Origin of the sequence: Rhizobium mulingense (genome assembly GCF_029194105.1) — a bacterium.
Classification (GTDB): Bacteria; Pseudomonadota; Alphaproteobacteria; order Rhizobiales; family Rhizobiaceae; genus Rhizobium; species Rhizobium mulingense.
In genome coordinates, this window is sequence record NZ_JARFVE010000004.1 from 214,228 (window position 1) to 233,449 (window position 19,222).

Annotated in this window: 14 protein-coding genes and 1 pseudogene; 10 read left to right on the forward strand and 5 right to left on the reverse strand. The window is 61.7% G+C overall.

The genetic code is table 11. The features are described from left to right. Positions 1–67: 67 nt before the first annotated feature. Positions 68–1,096, reverse strand: a complete 1,029-nt coding sequence (locus PYR71_RS09945; RefSeq protein WP_275619206.1) for a zinc-dependent alcohol dehydrogenase family protein — start codon at positions 1,094–1,096, stop codon at positions 68–70. A gap of 236 nt (positions 1,097–1,332) precedes the next feature. Here PYR71_RS09945 and ypfJ point away from each other — a divergent pair, with 236 nt between their 5' ends. The 3 genes from ypfJ to PYR71_RS09960 all read left to right on the forward strand — a co-directional run bounded on the left by ypfJ (position 1,333) and on the right by PYR71_RS09960 (position 5,486). Beyond that, positions 1,333–2,253, forward strand: a complete 921-nt coding sequence (gene ypfJ / locus PYR71_RS09950; protein WP_275619207.1) for a KPN_02809 family neutral zinc metallopeptidase — start codon at positions 1,333–1,335, stop codon at positions 2,251–2,253. Between the two features lie 439 nt (positions 2,254–2,692). Then, positions 2,693–3,937: a TCR/Tet family MFS transporter gene (locus PYR71_RS09955; protein ID WP_275619208.1), complete on the forward strand. Its 1,245-nt coding sequence runs from the start codon at positions 2,693–2,695 to the stop codon at positions 3,935–3,937. A 145-nt stretch (positions 3,938–4,082) separates the two neighbouring features. Next, positions 4,083–5,486, forward strand: coding sequence for an MATE family efflux transporter (locus PYR71_RS09960; RefSeq protein WP_275619209.1), 1,404 nt, complete (start codon positions 4,083–4,085; stop codon positions 5,484–5,486). 34 nt (positions 5,487–5,520) lie between these two features. On the opposite strand, the pseudogene PYR71_RS09965 reads toward PYR71_RS09960, so the two are convergent. Beyond that, positions 5,521–5,714, reverse strand: a pseudogene (locus tag PYR71_RS09965) (antibiotic biosynthesis monooxygenase); the annotation flags it as partial. Here PYR71_RS09965 and PYR71_RS09970 point away from each other — a divergent pair. Next, the gene (locus PYR71_RS09970) at positions 5,688–6,338 is read left to right on the forward strand and encodes a hypothetical protein (RefSeq protein ID WP_275619210.1); all 651 of its coding nucleotides are present in this window, start codon (positions 5,688–5,690) and stop codon (positions 6,336–6,338) included. The pseudogene PYR71_RS09965 and the gene PYR71_RS09970 sit on opposite strands and share 27 nt — an antisense overlap. Positions 6,339–6,373: 35 nt before the next feature. On the opposite strand, the gene PYR71_RS09975 is transcribed toward PYR71_RS09970, so the two are convergent. After that, the gene (locus PYR71_RS09975; RefSeq protein WP_275619211.1) at positions 6,374–7,333 is read right to left on the reverse strand and encodes an MBL fold metallo-hydrolase; all 960 of its coding nucleotides are present in this window, start codon (positions 7,331–7,333) and stop codon (positions 6,374–6,376) included. Between the two features lie 91 nt (positions 7,334–7,424). Here PYR71_RS09975 and PYR71_RS09980 point away from each other — a divergent pair, with 91 nt between their 5' ends. Then, a complete protein-coding gene (locus PYR71_RS09980) occupies positions 7,425–8,363 on the forward strand; it encodes a LysR family transcriptional regulator (protein WP_275619212.1) in 939 nt (312 codons plus the stop codon). A 404-nt stretch (positions 8,364–8,767) separates the two neighbouring features. Further along, positions 8,768–9,877 carry a sulfite oxidase gene (locus PYR71_RS09985; protein WP_275619213.1) on the forward strand — a complete coding sequence of 370 codons (1,110 nt, stop codon included), beginning with the start codon at positions 8,768–8,770 and terminating at the stop codon, positions 9,875–9,877. A gap of 181 nt (positions 9,878–10,058) precedes the next feature. Here PYR71_RS09985 and carA read toward each other — a convergent pair whose 3' ends face one another. Then, positions 10,059–11,264 carry a glutamine-hydrolyzing carbamoyl-phosphate synthase small subunit gene (gene carA, locus PYR71_RS09990; protein WP_275619214.1) on the reverse strand — a complete coding sequence of 402 codons (1,206 nt, stop codon included), beginning with the start codon at positions 11,262–11,264 and terminating at the stop codon, positions 10,059–10,061. 270 nt (positions 11,265–11,534) lie between these two features. On the opposite strand from carA, the gene PYR71_RS09995 reads away from it, so the two are divergent. After that, positions 11,535–11,987, forward strand: coding sequence for a GatB/YqeY domain-containing protein (locus tag PYR71_RS09995; protein ID WP_183912537.1), 453 nt, complete (start codon positions 11,535–11,537; stop codon positions 11,985–11,987). A 373-nt stretch (positions 11,988–12,360) separates the two neighbouring features. On the opposite strand, the gene PYR71_RS10000 is transcribed toward PYR71_RS09995, so the two are convergent. Beyond that, positions 12,361–13,230 carry a hypothetical protein gene (locus PYR71_RS10000; RefSeq protein ID WP_275619215.1) on the reverse strand — a complete coding sequence of 290 codons (870 nt, stop codon included), beginning with the start codon at positions 13,228–13,230 and terminating at the stop codon, positions 12,361–12,363. Positions 13,231–13,901: 671 nt separating this feature from the next. On the opposite strand from PYR71_RS10000, the gene dnaG reads away from it, so the two are divergent. The 3 genes from dnaG to PYR71_RS10015 all read left to right on the forward strand — a co-directional run bounded on the left by dnaG (position 13,902) and on the right by PYR71_RS10015 (position 19,061). Further along, entirely contained in the window at positions 13,902–15,902 is a 2,001-nt protein-coding gene (gene dnaG / locus PYR71_RS10005; protein ID WP_275619216.1) for a DNA primase, read from the forward strand. After that, complete coding sequence (recQ, locus tag PYR71_RS10010; protein WP_275619217.1) at positions 15,902–17,767, forward strand: DNA helicase RecQ; 1,866 nt, start codon at positions 15,902–15,904, stop codon at positions 17,765–17,767. The genes dnaG and recQ overlap by 1 nt, the downstream gene beginning before the upstream one ends. 106 nt (positions 17,768–17,873) lie before the next feature. Continuing rightward, positions 17,874–19,061 (forward strand): glycine C-acetyltransferase, encoded by a 1,188-nt coding sequence (locus PYR71_RS10015; protein ID WP_275619218.1) that lies wholly within the window; start codon positions 17,874–17,876, stop codon positions 19,059–19,061. Positions 19,062–19,222 lie beyond the last annotated feature (161 nt).

Below are 19,222 nucleotides of genomic sequence, written 5' to 3' on the forward strand. Positions count from 1 at the left end.
CAAATGTATTTGCAAACGGAACCCCATAAATCGCGGAATCGACAGGAATCCGGATATGGCGTGAAAGCTATTTCCCGTTCGGCACGACGAGCACCCGGATTTCGCCGCCGCGCGCCGGATTCGTGATCGATTCCGGGGCTTCATCGAGCCCGATCCGCCGGGATATCAGCGGCTCGACCTTGATCCTGCCGGAGGCGATGAGGTCGGCGGCGCGGCCATGAGTGAAGGGGTTGACGAAGGAGCTTATCAGCGCGACTTCGCGAAAAAGCAGATCGAAGGGTTCGATTTCGATCGTCGCGCCCTGCGGCATGACACCGAGAATGACGGCAGTGCCGCCGCGCCGTGCAAGCCGGGGCGCCTGCTGCATGGTCTCGGCCACGCCGGCGCATTCGAAGACGACATCGGCGCCGCCGGGCAGCAGTCCGTCTTCGGCGATGATGCGGGCAACGATGTCGCCGTTACCGGGATCGGCCGTTGCCGTCGCGCCGAGGCTTTCGGCCAGCCGCCGCTTTTCGGCACTGCGCGTCACCAGCACGATCCGGGTCGCCCCGGCAAGCCTGGCCAGCTGCAGGGTGAGCAGGCCGATGACGCCGCCGCCGAGCACGATGGCCGACGCGCCGGTTCTCAGCCCGGCGAGATCGACGCCGTGAATGCAGCAGGCCAGCGGTTCGCAGAAGGCGCCGTGAAGTGGGTCGAGATCGGTCGGCAGAGCGAAGGCCTGACTTTCACGCATGCAGACATATTCGGCGAAGCCGCCGTCGCGGTGGATGCCGATCGCCTGCAGCTTCCGGCAGAGATTGACGCGGCCGCGCCGGCATTCCTCGCAGCCGCCGCAAGAAATGTTGGGATCCCCGGTCACGCGCATGCCCGGGAGAAAATCGGTCACGCCGCTGCCGACCGCCTCGACGATACCGGCAAATTCATGGCCGAGCGTCACCGGCGGCTTGGAAGGAAATTCGCCATGGAAGATATGGCGGTCGGTGCCGCAGATGCCGCAAGCCTCAATGCGGACCAGCAATTCGCCCGGCCTCGGCACGGGCTTGCTGATCTCGCAGAGCTGCAATTTTCCGGTTGCTTCCAGCCGTACGGCCTTCATCGGCTTGTCCTCCCGAATTCTTCTCCCGATCAGGAAGAGCCAAAGCGGGACTCCCGTCAAGCGCTTAGGGCGCCTTCTTTATCTGAAGCGGTGTGCCGATCGGCTGCGCGCTCGCCACGATCGTATGCCCCAAAAGAGCAGGCCTGTCGCCCGATGAAGTCGCTGGAATTCCGGCCATCGACGGATATATAGATTCCTGAAGTAAGAAGCATGGGCATTTGTCGGGGAGAACGAAGATGGAATGGAGAGGCCGGCGTCAGTCCGACAATATCGAGGATCGCCGCGGCGATCCGGGCGGCGGCGGGTTCGGCCGCGGCGGCGGCTTCAACTTTCCTTCCGGCGGCGGCGTTCGCCGCGCCGGCGGCGGCTTGAGCATCGGCACGATCATCTTCCTCGTCGTCATCTATTTCATCTTCAAGCTGATGGGCATCGACCTGCTGCAGGTGCTCGACACCGGCAGCATGACCAGCGGGCCCGGCTACGAGCAGAGCCAGTCCGAAGGAACACGCACGCCCGCCAATGACGAGATGACCGCCTTTATGCGCACTGTGCTCGCCGAGACCGAGGATACATGGAACGGCATCTTCCAGGCGCAGGGGCAGAATTACCAGGAGCCGCGCCTCGTGCTCTTCTCGGGACAAACGCAATCGGCCTGCGGCTTTGCCTCTGCCGCGACCGGTCCATTCTACTGCCCAGGCGATCACAAGGTCTATCTCGACACGGATTTCTTCCAGGAACTCTCCGACCGGTTCGGCGCTTCGGGCGATTTCGCCGAAGCCTATGTCGTCGCGCACGAGGTCGGCCACCATGTTCAGAATCTGCTCGGTATCCTGCCGAAATTCAATCAGGCCCGCCAGCGTATGAGCGAGGACGAAGCCAACAAGATGTCGGTGCGCGTCGAGCTGCAGGCCGACTGCTTCGCGGGCATCTGGGGTAAATATACCGAGCAGAAGGGCCTGCTGGAATCCGGCGATCTGGAGGAGGCGCTGAACGCCGCTCAGCAGATCGGTGACGATACGCTGCAGAAACGGTCGCAGGGTTACGTCGTGCCCGAGAGTTTCAACCACGGCACCTCGCAACAGCGCGTCAGATGGTTCAAGCGCGGTTTCGACAGCGGTCAGCTGTCGGCCTGCGATACGTTCTCTGGGCCGGTTTGAGGTTGCTTCGCGAAGGTTTGCGCGTGTCGCCCCCTCATCCGGCTGCCGCCACCTTCTCCCCGCCGGGGAGAAGAGATTCGTGGCGATGTTGCATTCCAATAGAAGCGTTCGTAGTGAGAACGGAGCTTGCGGCTTGACCTCTTCTCCCCTCGGGGAGCAGGTGCCGGCAGGCGGATGAGGGGGCCTCACGGCAGGACCTTCGCTTCGGGCCTCTCGGCCCATACTTACTTCTCACTATCCATATGCCGCAGCATGTGTTCGGGATGAGGCGCCGACCACCCGGGCGCGCCCGGCGGTTGAGGGCTTTCGTAAACTTCCCGTATGGCTAAATCAAAAAACTTTGAAATGTTCACGTATTGTTTCAGGTTTCTTTCTGAGCTATGTCACCTTAGCGGCGACGAGATCGTCTTCTCAGAAACAATCGCTGTAGAGATGGCTCATGCTTGATCCGAAGTTCGTTCGCCGCGGCCTTTTCCTGGTCTTCATCATCCTCTTCCTCGACATTATCGGCATCGCCATCATCATGCCGGTGCTGCCGGCCTATCTGGAACAGCTGACCGGCGGCAGCGTCAGCGATGCGGCAATCGACGGCGGCTGGCTGATGCTCGTCTATGCCGGCATGCAGTTCCTGTTCGCGCCGCTGCTCGGAAACTTGTCGGACCGTTTCGGCCGCCGGCCGATCCTTTTATTGTCGGTGCTGACCTTTGCGATCGACAATTTCATCTGCGGCATCGCCACCAGCTTCTGGATGCTGTTTGTCGGCCGCGTGCTTGCCGGCATCAGCGGCGGCAGCTTCGCCACCTGCTCGGCCTATATCGCCGATATCAGCACCGAGGAGAACCGGGCGAAGAATTTCGGCCTGATCGGCATCGCCTTCGGCGTCGGCTTCACGATCGGCCCCGTCATCGGCGGGTTCCTCGGAGAGTTCGGACCGCGCGTGCCGTTTCTTGGCGCGGCAGCGCTGTCGCTTCTCAATTTTATTGCCGCCTGTTTCCTGCTGCCAGAAACGCTGGAAGCGAAGAACCGCCGCCGCTTCGAGTGGAAGCGCGCCAACCCGCTCGGCGCGCTTCGCCAGATGCGCGACTACCCCGGCATCGGCTGGGTCAGCCTCGTGATGTTCCTGTTTTTCCTGGCGCATGCCGTCTATCCCTCCGTCTGGTCGTTCGTCTCGACCTATCGTTACGGCTGGAGCGAGGGCCAGATCGGCCTGTCGCTCGGTATCTACGGGATCGGTGCCGCGCTCATCATGGGGTTCGTTCTGCCGCGGATCGTGCCCCTGCTCGGCGAGTGGAAGACCGCTCTCCTCGGCCTGTGCTTCTCGGCTGCGGGACTGACCGGCTATGCCTTCGCCTGGGAGGGGTGGGTCGTCTACGTCGTCATCGTCGCGACCGTCATCGAAAACGTCGCCGATCCGCCGCTGCGCAGCATCGCCGCCGGCAAAGTGCCGCCTTCGGCGCAGGGCGAGCTGCAGGGCGCCCTGACCAGCCTCAGCAGCATCACCACGATCGTCGGGCCGTTGATCTTCACGCAGATGTTCGGCTATTTCACGCGGCCCGAGGCACCCGTCACCTTTGCCGGTGCGCCTTATCTCACCGCCGCCGTGCTCATCCTGCTGGCTGCCGGGGTATTCCTCACCAGGGTTAGGCTCCGTGAGCCGGCCGAGGCGCTGGAAGCGGCGGGCTGATCAATCAGAAATAGTGATGTCGTGATGAATTTTTCATCATCTTCTCGTTCTGGGGTAGTTCTTTGCGAGGCTTTGATCTAAGTCCGAATGATATTTTGCCGCTTCATTACGCGGCGTTGCAGATTTCAATCACAGGACTGGTGTCATGGACACGCCGATCGACGCGCGCAGGCTTGCGCCGACAAACGATAATCGCTGGAGCGCACATTTCCGTGCGACGCTGGCGCTCGGCATTCCGCTGATCGGCGCGCAGCTTGCCCAGCTCGGCATACACACGACCGACGTGATGATCGTCGGGCGTCTCGGCGCCGAGCAGCTGGCGGCCATGGTGCTGTCGGCACAGTTCCTGTTCACGATCCTGATCTTCGGTTCGGGCTTTGCCATCGCCGTCATTCCGATGGTGGCGCAAGCCTATGGCCGCGGCGACGTCGTCTCGGTGCGCCGATCGCTGCGCATGGGTCTGTGGGTGGTGATCGGGTTCTGGATCGTCGTGCAACCGGCCTTTTTCAATGCGGAACAGATCCTGCTGTTTGCGCAGCAGAAGCCGGAGGTGGCCAGGCTCGCGCACGGTTATATTCTGATCGGCCAGTTCGGCGTGCTGCCGGCCCTGCTTTTCAACGTCATGCGGGCGCTTGTCAGCGCCATCGGCAAGGCGGGCATCATCCTCAACGTCACCATCGTCACGCTGGTGATGAACGCGATCTTTGCCTATGCCCTGGTGCTCGGCCATTTCGGCTTTCCGGCGATGGGGCTGGAGGGCGCGGCAATCGTGTCGGTCGTGGTGCAGGCAGCTGGTTTCCTCTTCATTCTCGCTTTCGTCCAGGGGCGGGAGGAGACGCGCCGGTATGAGATATTCGTGCGGTTCTGGAAGCCCGATTGGCATGCGCTGCTCGAGGTCATCCGGCTCGGCCTGCCGATCAGCGTCACCGTGCTCGCCGAGGTCAGCCTGTTCACGGTGGCATCGCTCTTGATGGGCTATATCGGCACCATCGAGCTTGCCGCGCATGGCATCGCCCTGCAATGGGCCTCGATCGCCTTCATGATTCCGCTCGGCCTCAGCCAGGCGGCGACAGTGCGCGTCGGTGTGGCGCACGGGCAGGGCGATCATGACGGACTGGCGCGCGCTTCGATCATGGTTGTCGTCATCGCCTGTGCGATCTCGGCAGTGGGTTCGGTGCTCTTTGCCACCATGCCGCAATTCCTCGGCAGCTGGTTTCTCGACGTCAACTCGCCCGAGGCGCCGCAAGTTCTGGCCTATGCCGGCCCGCTGATCGTCGTTGCCGGGCTCTTCCAGCTCGTCGACGGGCTGCAGGTGATCGCCAACGGATTGCTGCGCGGCCTGAAAGATGCGCGCGTGCCGATGATCATGGCGCTGATCGCCTATTGGCCGATCGGCTTTTTCCTCGCCTGGGCCTTTGCCTTCCCTCTCGGCTTCGGCGGCATCGGCATCTGGTTCGGCTTCCTCGTCGGGCTGGCAACTGCTGCCGTCATGCTCTGCGCACGCTTCTATCTTCTCCTTCGCCGGGAACGCGCGCCGGCCGGCGCCTGAGCCGGCGCGTTATTTTAAGCCGCGCCAGGCTTGTGCTGGCGATATCGGCGCGAATGCCGAGACGGGCAAACATCTCCTGCGGATCGAAATTGGCGGCCTTGTGGGCGGCCGCGACGGCTGCCCGCGCCCGCTCGACGACCTCGGTATTTTCCCATTCGGCAATGGTGACGAAATTGAATTCGCCGGGACCGGCGACCTGTCTTGCGCCTCCAGCAGCTTGTGGGTCATCTCTTCAATAAAGGAGATAAAACGGATACGAATGACCCGAAGCCGATAATGTCATACTTTTCGGTGATAAGATGGATAGATGCGCACGATTATTGTTTGGGGCGGTCGATTCCGGCTTTGCGTCGAACCGATAGTACGCTGACCTGGTCTGCCCCGTCCCAACAACGCGAGGCAAGCTGTGGGGAGGGGCCGAGACACGTATGCCGTCAGCACGAAGCGTTTGAACTGGAAGTTAGGGAACTCGACGTGCAGAAAACGATATTTTCGTCCGACAATCTGCCATCGGATCTCAACGATAAGGCGCGGTTCAATCTATGGCGCGATATCTATGCGGCGACGATCGGGTCGCTGGAGTTCGGCACCTCGGAACACAGCCCGTTCCAAGCGACGATCGAAGCCCTGCCGATCGGGGCGATCAGCTATGCAAAGACGGTCGGCACCGTTAATCACGTCATTCGCACGCCGCAGAATTTGCGCGCCAACACCCACGACAGCTATTCGCTGATCATCACCGAGGCGGCCGCCTGCGGGCACTTATCGTGGCAAAGAACTCGAAGTTCCCGTCGGGGGCTCCTTTCTCGACGGGGCCGAGCGGCTCCGGTACCAGCCAATGCACCTGGTTAAGTCTGAGGCTCGAATGCGCCGCAGGTGCCGTCTCGTTACTCTACGTAGTTCCAGGGGATGAAGCGGTAGAGAGTTGTGTCTCTGGCTACGTGTCCGATGCCGGGGAACGGAAGATGAGCGCCCGCGACGAGATAACGTCCATCAGCGGCGTCTGCCAAGGCCACCGCACGGGTTGCTGCCGCGGCAGTTCCGTCGACGTCAAACGTGACGAACACGTCGGGCTCATCGAACTGGACGTAGTCACCATGGATCACATCCCCCCAGAAGACCAGCCGCTGACCATCGTTGGCCTTTAGAACGATCGAGCTGTGCCCCGGCGTATGGCCGGGCCTCAGGATCGAGCCGAAGTTCGGCAGGGGATCGGCGTCGTCGGCGAAACGCGCAACCTTGCCCGTTGCGATATACGGAGCGAGGGCATCAAGTGCGCGTTGAAGGTCCTTGCCTATCTCTTCTGTAACGGACGTCAGACCTTCGCGATTGATCCAGAATCTGTACTCCCGGTCGGCCACGTGAATCGTTGCATTCGGAAACTGTGTCTTGCCATCTACGGTGAGGCCGCCGGAGTGATCGGCATGGATATGAGTTAGGATGACCGCATCGACCTGATCAGCCCGGTATCCCGAGCGCTCGAGGTGCTGAATAAGCTTGCCAGCCCCAGGCCCGAATAGGGTACCAGTTCCTGCGTCTATCAGAACAAGACGCTCGCCGTCGTTCACCAGATAGGCGTTGATGGAAATGTGCGGCTCCTTGCCGAGAAAATACTCGTCGAGCTTGCGTTGCAGCGCGCCGATCGGCTCGTTCTGATAGATTTTCGCCATGGGCAGCGCCATCGTGCCGTCCGACAAACCCGTGACTTCGAAGTTGCCGAAGTGAAATCTGTAATATCCGGCATTTGCGACATTCGAAAACGGTGCGGCGGAAAATGCGAAGCGCGGCGCGATCGGCAGCAAAGCTGCGGCTGCGAGAAGGCCCAGTGTCTGTCTGCGAGTAGTCATGATCAGCTCCCTCATTTGGATGCGATCAAGGTATCAATTCGCTCCTCCGTCGATTATCCTGTGTCCATGGAAGTCACTGTTCCGGAATCGCATGAAATCCACCCAATCTCCCGATCTCAACAGCCTGCGGATTTTCCTCGAGGTCGCCCGCACGGAGAGCTTTTCGTCAGCGGCGCACCGTCTCCACCTTCCGCCGAGCACGGTCAGTCGGCGTCTGCTGGAGCTCGAAACCGTTCTCGGCACGGCGCTGTTGTTGCGCTCGACACGGCGCGTTTCATTGACCGAGGCCGGGAGACAGTTGCTCGATTCGATCAGCGGGGCTCTGGAGACTGTTGAACGCGGCATTGCTAACTTCCGTCCAGTAGACGGAGCGGTCCGCGGGCGCCTTCGGGTTGCGACGTCCTTCAGCTTCGGGCGCGCCTTCCTCCCGTCGATTCTGGCGCGCTATGCAGAGCTGTGCCCGGAGGTCCAGGTCGACGTGCAGACGACGCATCAGAATATCGATCTGATCGGTGAAAGCGTGGACGTGGCGCTTCGGATGGGGCAGCCCGCCGATAGCGATATGATCTACCGGAAGATTGGAATCGTCGAGCAGCGGCTATACGCCGCTCCGGCCTTTTGCTCCGGGCTGGCTTTGTCCGGGCCCGAGGACTTGAGGGATGTGGCACTGGTCGCGCACCGGACCCGCATGCGGCGAGAGCTGGTCCACTGGACATTGTCGAATGGCACCCGGCACTTCACGGTCGAGCAGCCTCCTGCTATCGTAGTTGACGATCCCATCCTTGTCGAAGGCCTGCTCAGTCAGGGCCTTGGCATCGGACTGCTGAGTGATGTGCTTGCAGCCGACGGCGTCGCGACCGGCCAGCTCGTTCCGGTCCTTCCGGGCTGGTCGGGGCCTCCTGTGCCCCTCTATTACCTGTATCATCAGCAATTAGGTGATCTGCCAAAAGTAGCGGAATTCCTGAAAGCAACTCGCGAAACATTACGGACTAAGTCAGCCAGACCGGACGCTGAGACCATTACAAGGTAGTGGCAGACGTGAGCCGCAGGGCACCGCTTCTCGGGACAGCACCGGACATGGCGGAGTTTTCCTCCAGGGGCCGCTTGGGGTCGAACTCGTCTCTACCAGCCACGAATCCGAACGTCTTGAAAGTCCGCATTGCTGACCTTGGAAATCTAAAACCACGGCGTCCGCTTTCAGGGGCGTGCATCCAAGACCGTGTAAGTCCGAAAATGAGGGGCGAAAGAGACGTCAGGCCCATAGCAGCATTGGGTCCCTTTTGCTGCCGTTCGAGATCGATCCGAGGGGCGTGTGCTGTATGTGCTAGAATGAGGACGGAACGCGACAGACGCACTGCGAGGGGCGGTGTAATCAAACTGGAAGTCGCGCGACCGAGTGCCAACGTTGTGCTCTTTGAAGGGGAGACGAGGACGATGCCGACACCAGAGCAACCCAGTCTAATAGTTCGACAGAAATCCCCACCGAACATCGAGTTTCCGTTTGCGTCACTCTCCGATTGGCTGATCCCAACCGAGCTGTTCTTCGTGCGAAACCATTTCCCGTCGCCGGAACTCGATGCACGAGACTGGAGATTGCGCGTTGGCGGGGCGGTGGAGCGGCCGATCGAACTTGACCTCGACAGCATCAAGGCGATGCGGAGCACGACTTTCACCGCCGTCGTCGAGTGCGCGGGGAACGGGCGCGTCTACTATGTGCCGCCGAGGGAGGGGTTGCAGTGGCAGAACGGAGCCGTCGGCAATGCCGCGTGGACAGGTGTTCCTCTGCGCGAGATTTTAGAAATGGCGGGCGTTAAGCGAACCGCACGTGAGGTTCTGCTCGTAGGCGCAGACAGCGGCGTCGTCGACCCGAACAAGAAAACGGCTTCTCCGGGCCCCATCGCTTTTGCGCGTAGTTTACCGCTTGAGAAGGCCATCGCTGACGGCACGATCCTTGCCTATTCGATGAACGAGGAGCCGTTGACGCGCGATCACGGCTACCCGCTACGCGCGATCGTGGGTGGCTGGTTCGGCATGGCTTGGGTCAAGTGGATCACGCATATCACGGTTCTGGAGCAACCTTTCCTTGGCTACTGGCAGGCGCGCGACTATTTCCGTTGGGAGCGCAGCCTCGGGGAACCCAGGCTGGTCCCCCTCGCGGAGATGGAGGTCAAAGCGCAGATCGCCCGTCCCGTGCAGGGCGCGCGTCTCGTCGCCGGTCAACCATATCGGATTTTCGGAGCCGCCTGGAGCGGAGAAGCCGTTATCCGGCAGGTGCAGGTCTGCACCGGAGATGGCAGGGGCTGGCGCGAGGTGAGGCTCCTCGAAACAGAACGTCGCTTCGCATGGCGCTTGTGGGAGTACATGTGGACCCCTGAAGAAGCGGGGCGATATATACTGCGATGTCGCGCGACCGATGGTGCGGGGTGCGTGCAGCCCGACCTCCAGCGTTCCGACTGCGAGAGCTACGCGGCCAATTGGATCGTTCCGGTGGAGGTTACGGTCGTTCCCGAGCCACAGACGTACGAGGAGGAATTCGTGATCTAATCACCCGCAAGGGGCGGATGGCGGCTTTTGGCGCAAAGCAGCCAAATTCCTATAGCGAAAAAAGACCGCTTCGGCAGATAGCGGTCCTTGCTCTTCTTGCCGCCCTCAGGATTTAAGAGATTCCACATCACGTTAGCGGCTGCCGGTTAGCGGGCCTTTGCGAAATCGGCAGTTCTTGAAATCAGCGTTCGGCGAGCGCCGGTTCGCCCTTCTTCTCGCGCACCATGTTGATGAAGCGGCGGAAGAGATAGTGGCTGTCCTGCGGGCCGGGGGAGGCTTCGGGATGGTGCTGGACGGAGAAGACCTGCTTGCCGAGCACGCGCAGACCGCAATTGGTGCCGTCGAAAAGCGAAATATGAGTCTCTTCAACGCCATCGGGCAGCGACTTCGAGTCAAGCGCAAAGCCATGGTTCATCGAGACGATCTCGACCTTGCCGGTCGTGTGGTCCTTGACGGGATGGTTGGCGCCGTGATGGCCCTGATGCATCTTCTCGGTCTTGGCTCCGAGGGCGAGGCCGAGCATCTGGTGGCCGAGGCAGATGCCGAAGACCGGGATATCGGTCTTAACAAGCGTCTTGATCACGGGCACGGCATATTCGCCGGTCGCCGCCGGATCGCCCGGGCCGTTCGACAGGAAGATACCGTCCGGCTGCATGGCGAGCACGTCTTCGGCGCTTGTTGTCGCCGGCACGACGGTCACCTTGCAGTCGAGGCCGGCAAACAGGCGCAGAATGTTGCGCTTGACGCCGTAGTCGAGGCAGACGACGTGATACTTGGCGTCGGCCGCACCGAGCTCGCCGTAACCTTCGTTCCAGATCCAGGGCGTCTGGGTCCATTGCGAGGACTGGCCCGACGTCGCGATCTTGGCGAGGTCGAGACCTTCGAGGCCGCTCCAGACCTTGGCTTCGGCCTTTAGCGCCTCGATGTCGAAGACGCCGTTTGGATCGTGGGCGATCACTGCGTTCGGAGCGCCGTTCTCGCGGATCCAGGCAGTCAGAGCGCGGGTGTCGATGCCGCAGAGACCGATGATGCCGCGCGCCTTCAGCCATTGGTCGAGATGTTTGGCAGCGCGGTAGTTCGAGGGTTCGGTGATGTCGGCCTTGAAGATGACGCCGACAGCGCCGTGGCGGGCGGCAGGCGTCAGATCCTCGATGTCTTCATCATTGGTGCCGATATTGCCGATATGGGGAAAGGTGAAGGTGACGATCTGGCCGAGGTAGGAAGGGTCGGTCATAATCTCTTCATAGCCGGTCAGCGCCGTGTTGAAGACGACCTCGGCCTGGACCTTGCCGGTGGCGCCGATGCCCTTGCCTTCGATCACCGTGCCGTCGGCAATAACGAGCAGGGCGGTCGGCTTTTCGATTGTCCAGGGTGCTGTCGCGGTCATCTTCATCCCGTTTCCGGCGGCCGATGCGCGTTGCCGCGCTCGCTGCCATTTGATCTCGCAGGCGTGTGGACGCGGCTATGCTGCGCGCTTCAGGCCTGATCACGAATTTTGGTGCAGGTGGCGGTAGATAGCCACGCAATCGCTGAGCGTCAATCTTTGTAACCGGGATTGCGGCCGTTTTCCTGCGCTTTATCGCGCCGATCGCGCAATTTATTTGATCCCCCGCATCAGCGTGGTTTATGAAGCGGCATCAAAAACGGAGAAAAGACCATGCTGCGCGATCAACTCGCCACCCAGCTGAAAGAGGCGATGAAGGCCAAGGATTCGGAGCGGCTTTCCACCGTCCGGCTGATTCAGGCCGCTATCAAGGATCGTGATATCGCCAATCGCGGTGCCGGCAAGGAGCAGGCGAGCGACGACGAGATCCTGCAGATTCTCGCCAAGATGGTGAAGCAGCGCGACGAATCGGCAAAGATTTACGAGGAGAATTCCCGGCCGGAACTCGCTGCCAAGGAGCGCGCCGAAATCACCGTCATCCAGGATTTCATGCCGAAGCAGCTGTCGGAGAGCGAAGTGCGCGCCAACGTCTCGGCGATCATCGCCGAGACCGGTGCTGCCGGCGCCAAGGACATGGGCAAGGTGATGGCCGCTCTCAAGGAGCGTTATGCCGGCCAGATGGATTTCGCCAAGGCGTCGGCGACCGTCAAGGAACTGCTGAACTAATTTAGAGCCTTTCCTGATTAGATTGAAGCATTCTGCCGAAGCAGGTTTTCGTCAGGGCAGAGGCGATTGGCGACGGGCATACCCCAAGGTACGTCCGAGCCGATCGCCTCTGATCCTGGCGGAAACATGCCCGGCCCACCGGCCGCACCGCTTCGCCGCGGCGAAGCGGTCAGTGCGTCCGGCGATTCGAAGTCTTGCAGATTTGCCAGGCAAATCTGCGGGAGGGCTGGCTGAAACGGGCCGGCTGATAGACCGGCCGGCTTGGCCGTAGAGCTTGGCTACGACACGCGCCGGCCGGTCGACCATCCGACTTCGTTTGAGCCAACAGAATGCATCAATCCAACCAGGGAAGGCACTAGACCACGCGTCGCGCCTACGGTTCGTCCAGGACCGCGGGTCCGAGCACCGCCTCGGCGGCGGCATCGACGATGGCGAATTTGGAAGCCTGATAATTCCAGTATTCAAGGATGAAGCGGCGTGACAGCCAGAAGTCGCCCTTGCGGGATGGTTCCGTCCAGCCGACGCTTTCCATGGTCGCGGCCTGCGTCAGAAGCCGCTTCAGGTGGGTGTTCGATATCATGAACTGGTCGCGGATTTCCCGCAGCGACAGGGGGCCGACCGCGACGCGCTCGGCCGTCTCGGGAAATTCCGGAAGGCGCGAGATCAGGTAGTCCATCACCAGCCCGCCGGAATTTGCCCAGTTGAAGAGGTTGAAGGTGGGGCCCGGACTGCGCACCGCCTGGCTTCCGATGATCGCCTTAGCGATGCGGGGCTGGATCGCTGCCATCATCGCCGCGGGATCTGTGGCGATCCTGTCGGCGCGCTTACCGCCGTCGAGGCTGTCGAGGATCATCATGTGGGTGACGAGCCATCGGGTGAAATGCTGCTCCGCGATTTCGGTGGGTTCCAGATAGCGTGTGCGCTTGTCGGCACCAGGAGCCGGACGCAGGAAGCGATAGGCCAGCATTTCCTGCATGAACGCCGCTGCCGTGTTGCGGCTGGCGATGTCGTTCTGGACCGCAAAATCGATGAAGCGGCCGGAATAGAGGCCGCTCTTTTCATAGTCGGGATGGCCATAATGAAGTGCAAAGCCGGCATGGGCCATCAGCCAGCGCTGCTGTGCGGCGAAAATCGAGGCGATGCGCGGGCTCTCACGATAGATCGCGAGCATCTGATCGGCGCAGTGGAGGATTGCCGCGAGAAAGCGATCGTCTGCTGCAAGAGTTTCAGCGGTAAAGGCCATGGGGAAGGAGTCCAGGAAATTCGGCGCATACTTCCTTCACGCACGCGCCGCCTGTCAACGGATTTGTCAATAATCGGTTAATTTCAAAAGGGAATTTGTATCAGGGCAGGCCAAAAATTTAAGAAGGCAGGAGCTGGGGGCGCTCCTGCCTTCTTGCACTTTGCTTCCGCCGGCACGCAGGGCCGAAGCCCAAGCCGGAGGGTATTTGCAAAGGCACCCTTGCGAAGCGGCGCCGGGGGTAGGGATGGTGCTTCGCTCGGGGATCGCTTTGTTGAGATCGAACTTATTGCGGTGCGGCGGCCTGTTCAAATTACAAAAAAATAATGATTGCCGAAAATGTCGGTTTTGGAGATGTCGAAGCGGAGGCTCGGATGGCGGCGCAAAGAGCAGAGCGGATCGTGACAGAGGGTGATAATAATTTGTTTTCAAACGATTTATTTGAGGCTCATGGAAAATGTCCGTCTTTGCCGAAGCTTGCGCGACAGCGGAATTCTGGTCTCCCGGGGACAATAATGTCGCACCCCTGTCGCAGGGGCGATAACGTGTTTTTGATTGGATAAGCGACGCAATCGGAGACGGGTGCACTTGCCTGTGAATAGCGGGTTTTCGTGACAAGTTTCGTGGCATGGTGCGGCAAAGCAGCTTATATGGAGGCTGGCCAAGAGGTATAAATGCGCTTTTCCAACACCTTTCTCGATGAGATCCGTGACCGCGTTCCGATTTCGAACGTGATCGCGCGCCGTGTGAGCTGGGACAAGCGCAAGACCAATGTCTCGCGCGGCGATTACTGGGCCTGCTGCCCGTTCCACGGCGAGAAATCACCGAGCTTCCACTGCGAGGACCGGAAGGGCCGCTATCACTGCTTCGGCTGCGGCGTGACCGGTGACCATTTCCGCTTCCTCACCGAGCTCGAAGGCCTGAGTTTTCCCGAGGCGGTGCAGCAGATCGCCGATATGGCCGGCGTGCCGATGCCGCTTGCCGATCCCGTCATGGAAAAGCGCGAGAAGGAGCGCGGCTCGCTGATCGACGTCATGGAAATGGCGACGGCCTTCTTCCAGGACCAGTTGCAGACCGCCAATGGCGCGAAGGCGCGCGCCTATCTGCGCGATCGCGGGCTGAAGGGGCGCACCATCGAGACGTTCCGCCTCGGTTATGCGCCCGACAGCCGCAATGCGCTCAAGGAATTCCTCGCCGGCAAGGGCGTCACCAAAGAGCAGATCGAGGCCTGCGGCCTCGTCGTTCATGAAAACGTGCCGGTGTCCTATGATCGCTTCCGCGACCGCATCATGTTCCCGATCCTCTCGTCGCGGGAAAAGGTGATCGCCTTCGGCGGCCGTGCCATGTCGGCCGAGGCGCCGGCGAAATACCTGAACTCGAACGAGACGGAGCTCTTCCACAAGGGCAATGTTCTCTACAATTTCGCCCGCGCCCGCCGCGCCATCCAGGGGCCGGGCCGCGGCGATCAGCAGGACGAGAATGCGAGCGGCACCATCATTGCCGTCGAAGGCTATATGGACGTGATCGCGCTCCATCAGGCGGGTATCGAGAACGCCGTTGCGCCGCTCGGCACCGCACTTACCGAAAATCAGCTCGAGCTGCTCTGGAAGATGGTGCCGCAGCCGGTGCTCTGCTTCGATGGCGACGGCGCCGGCATCCGTGCGGCCAATCGCGCCGCCGAACTGGCGCTGCCGCATCTGAAGCCTGGCCGCTCCGTCCGCTTCGCGCTGCTGCCCGACGGCAAAGACCCTGATGATCTCGTGCGCGACGAGGGCCGCGCGCCTTTCGACAAGGTGATGAGCCAGGCAAAGCCGCTTTCGGAGATGCTGTGGAGCCGGGAGATCAACACCGGCAAGTTCGACACGCCCGAGGCACGCGCCGAGCTCGAGGCGCGGCTGAAGCAGCTTGTGGCCGTCATTGCTGACGAGAATGTGCGCCGTCATTACCAGCAAGATATTCGCGACCGGCTGAACGCCTTCTTCCAGCCGCAGTTCCAGAACCGCAATAATGGCGAGCGGCGCGGTTTCGGCGGCAACTCCCGGGCTGGCCGCGACAATCCCGGCAAGGCGGGGCCGAAAAGCCCGAGCCTGATTTCCGACCGGCTTGCCCGCTCGGGCCCGGTGCGCGGCCATCGGGACAATACGGCGCTGCGCGAAAGCGTGCTGGCGCTCACCATCGTCAATCATCCGGCACTGATGATCGACGATTATGACGAGATCGCCGCGATCGAATACGACAGCCGCGAGCTGCAACGGTTGTGGTCGGCGGTGCTTGGGGCAGCGGCTGCCGTCGCCGGCCCGCATCTGACGCGTGACTATCTGACTGAACGGCTGGAATTCGAGGGCTTCGGCCCGCTGATCAAGAGCCTCGACCAGCAGGTGCGCAATGCCCGGCTCTGGACGGCCACCGAGGAGGCGGCGATGGAGGATGCACGTGAGGGCTATCGCCAGGCACTCGCCTTCCACAAACGGGCAAAGGCGCTGCGTCGGCAGAAGTTGGAGCTCGAACGCGAGATTGCGCTGGCGACCGAGGCCGGCGACGGCGAGGCGATCGTTCAACTGATACGGGCCCAGCAGGAAGTGCATCTGGAAGGCGTGCGCCTTGAGAACCAGGAGGCGATCATCGACGGATTCGGCGTGCTTTCCGGTCGCGTCAAAGGGGCGGCGAACCACTGATGTCGCTGACCGAAGGCAACGAAGCTGGCTTTTCCGCCTCCGATGCGCTGTTTTCCGCCGGCCGCTCGCCACTCGAGGTGCTGAAGCAGGTCTATGGCTATTCCTCTTTCCGCGGCAAGCAGCAGCAGGTGGTCGAGCACGTCGTGTCAGGCGGCGATGCGGTGGTGCTCTTTCCGACAGGTGCGGGCAAATCACTGTGCTTCCAGATCCCGGCGCTCTGCCGCGAAGGCGTCGGCATCGTCGTTTCGCCGTTGATTGCCCTGATGCGCGATCAGGTGGAGGCGATGAAGCAGCTCGGCATTCGTGCTGCCCCACTCAATTCGTCGCTCTCGCGCGAGGAGTTCGTCGAGGTTCGCCGCGCTCTTTCGGCCGGCAAGCTCGATCTCCTCTACGTGACGCCGGAGCGCATCCTGACCGACGGCTTCCGCGAGCTGATCGCCAATGAGAAGATCGCGCTGTTTGCGATCGACGAGGCCCATTGCGTCTCCCAATGGGGCCATGATTTCCGGCCGGAATACCGTGAGCTCGGCCGGCTCGGCGAGCAATATCCCGGTGTGCCCAGAATAGCGCTGACGGCAACGGCCGATCCGCATACCCGCGACGATATCGTCGAGCGGCTGGGGCTCGATTCTGCCGAGATCTTCACCACCAGCTTCGACCGGCCGAACATCAGCTATGAGATCGTCGAGCGCGATCAGCCGCGCCAGCAGCTTCTACGCTTCCTGTCGGACCATAAGGGCGACAGCGGCATCGTTTACTGCCTGTCGCGCGCCAAGGTCGAGGACACGGCCGACTGGCTGAACGGGCAGGGGGTTCGTGCACTGCCTTATCATGCCGGCATGGACCGGGCGCTTCGCGACGCCAATCAGGATGCCTTCCTGAAGGAAGAGAATCTCTGCCTGGTTGCCACCGTCGCTTTCGGCATGGGCATAGATAAACCGAATGTGCGTTACGTCGCCCATCTCGACCTGCCGGGTTCGGTGGAAGCCTATTACCAGGAGACCGGGCGCGCCGGCCGCGACGGCCTGCCGTCGGAGGTCTGGATGGCCTATGGCATGACCGACGTCATTCAGCGTCGCCGGATGATCGACGAGGGCAATGCCGCCGCGGAGATCAAGCGGGTCGAACGCGCCAAGCTCAATGCCTTGCTGGCGATTTGCGAGACCGCCTCCTGCCGCCGGCAGGCGATCCTGGCCCATTTCGGGGAGGCACATGCCGGCCAATGCGGCAATTGCGACACTTGCCTGAAGCCGGTCGAGACCTGGGAGGGCACGGAAGCGGCGATCAAGGCGCTGGCCGCCATCTATCGCACCGGCGAGCGTTTCGGCGCCGGCCACGTCATCGACGTGCTCGTCGGCAATGCCAACGACAAGACCGAGCGTTTCGGCCACGTCGATATGCCCGTCTTCGGCGCCGGCAAGGACATTCCGGCGCGGACCTGGCAATCCGTCTGCCGGCAGTTGCTCGCCATGGGGCTGATCCGCGTCGATCACGAGGCCTATGGGGCGCTGAAATTGGAGCCTGAGGCGCGCGCCGTTTTCAAGCACGAGCGACAGGTGTTCTTCCGCAAGGATCGGCCTGCCTCGGAACGGCGCACGAAGAAGACGGAACGAAGGGAGCGCAAATCGGCCCTGTCGGGCGCCAACGGCAGCCTCTTCGAGGCGCTCCGGGCCGAGCGCATGGCGATCGCCAAATCGCTCGGCGTGCCGCCCTATGTCGTCTTTCCCGATACGACGCTGATTGCCTTCGCCACCGAACGGCCGCGCAGCCGCAAGGAACTGCTCGCTATATCCGGCGTCGGTCAGGCAAAGCTCGAGCGCTATGGCGACGCCTTCCTGGAGATCATCCTGGCGCATGACGACTGAATGGATCGGGCGATGTGCCTCCCGATTTGGGCCCAGCGCTGAACAAGACAATCCGGTGGCGATATGCTAACTCCGAAGCTATAAAAAACATCAGGAAGGGCCGCCCATGACCTCGCCATTTCTCTCCCATCTCCGCGCCGAGATTTCGGCGCTGAAGGATGCCGGCCTCTATAAGTCCGAACGGGTCATCAGCTCCAAGCAGGCGGGCGAAATTGCGATTTCCACCGGCGAGCGGGTGCTGAATTTCTGCGCCAACAACTACCTCGGCCTTGCCGACAATGAGGAACTGGCCGAGGCCGGCAAGCAGGCGCTCGACCGCTACGGCTACGGCTTGGCCTCGGTGCGCTTCATCTGCGGCACCCAGGAGGAGCATAAGCAGCTCGAAGCGCGCATTTCCTCTTTCCTCGGGATGGAAGACACCATCCTCTATTCCTCCTGCTTCGACGCCAATGGTGGCCTGTTCGAGACGCTGCTTTCCGAGGAGGACGCGATCATCTCGGATGCGCTGAACCACGCCTCGATCATCGACGGCATGAGGCTGTCGAAGGCCAAGCGCTTCCGCTACGCCAACAACGACATGGCAGCACTCGAAGAGGAATTGAAGAAGGCCGAAGGCAGCCGCTTCAAGCTGATCGCCACCGACGGCGTCTTCTCGATGGACGGCATCATCGCCAATCTGGGCGGGGTCTGCGATCTCGCCGAGAAATACGGCGCCATGGTCATGGTCGATGACAGCCATGCGGTCGGCTTCGTCGGCAGGAATGGCCGCGGCTCGGCCGAACATTGCGGCGTCGAGGGCCGGATCGACATCATCACCGGCACACTCGGCAAGGCGCTCGGCGGCGCCTCGGGCGGTTATACCTCGGCGAAGGCCGAGGTCATCGAATGGCTGCGGCAGCGCTCGCGGCCCTATCTGTTCTCGAACACGCTGGCGCCGGTCATTGCCGCCGCCTCGCTGAAAGTGTTCGACCTGATCGAAAATGGCGACGCCTTGCGCAAGCGCCTTTCCGACAATGCCGATCTCTTCCGAACCGAGATGACGAAGCTCGGCTTCACGCTCGCCGGCGAATTCCATCCGATCATCCCGGTCATGCTCGGCGACGCCAAGCTTGCCCAGGATATGGCGGGCCTGATGCTGAAGAAGGGCATCTATGTGATCGGTTTCTCCTTCCCCGTGGTGCCGAAAGGCCAGGCCCGCATCCGCACTCAAATGTCGGCGGCGCATTCCAGGGCGGATGTGGAGCGTGCGATTGCCGCTTTTGCGGAAGCTGGGCGGGAGCTGGGTGTGATTTGAGCGAGGCTTGCTCCCTCTTCTCCCCGGCGGGGAGAAGGTGGCCCGAAGGGTCGGATGAGGGGCGGAGCAAAGCGACGTTTCGAGCGGTAAGCAAGAAACAAACGAGGATTTGACTGTGCGCCGTGTCCCCTCATCCGCCCTACGGGCACCTTCTCCCCGCT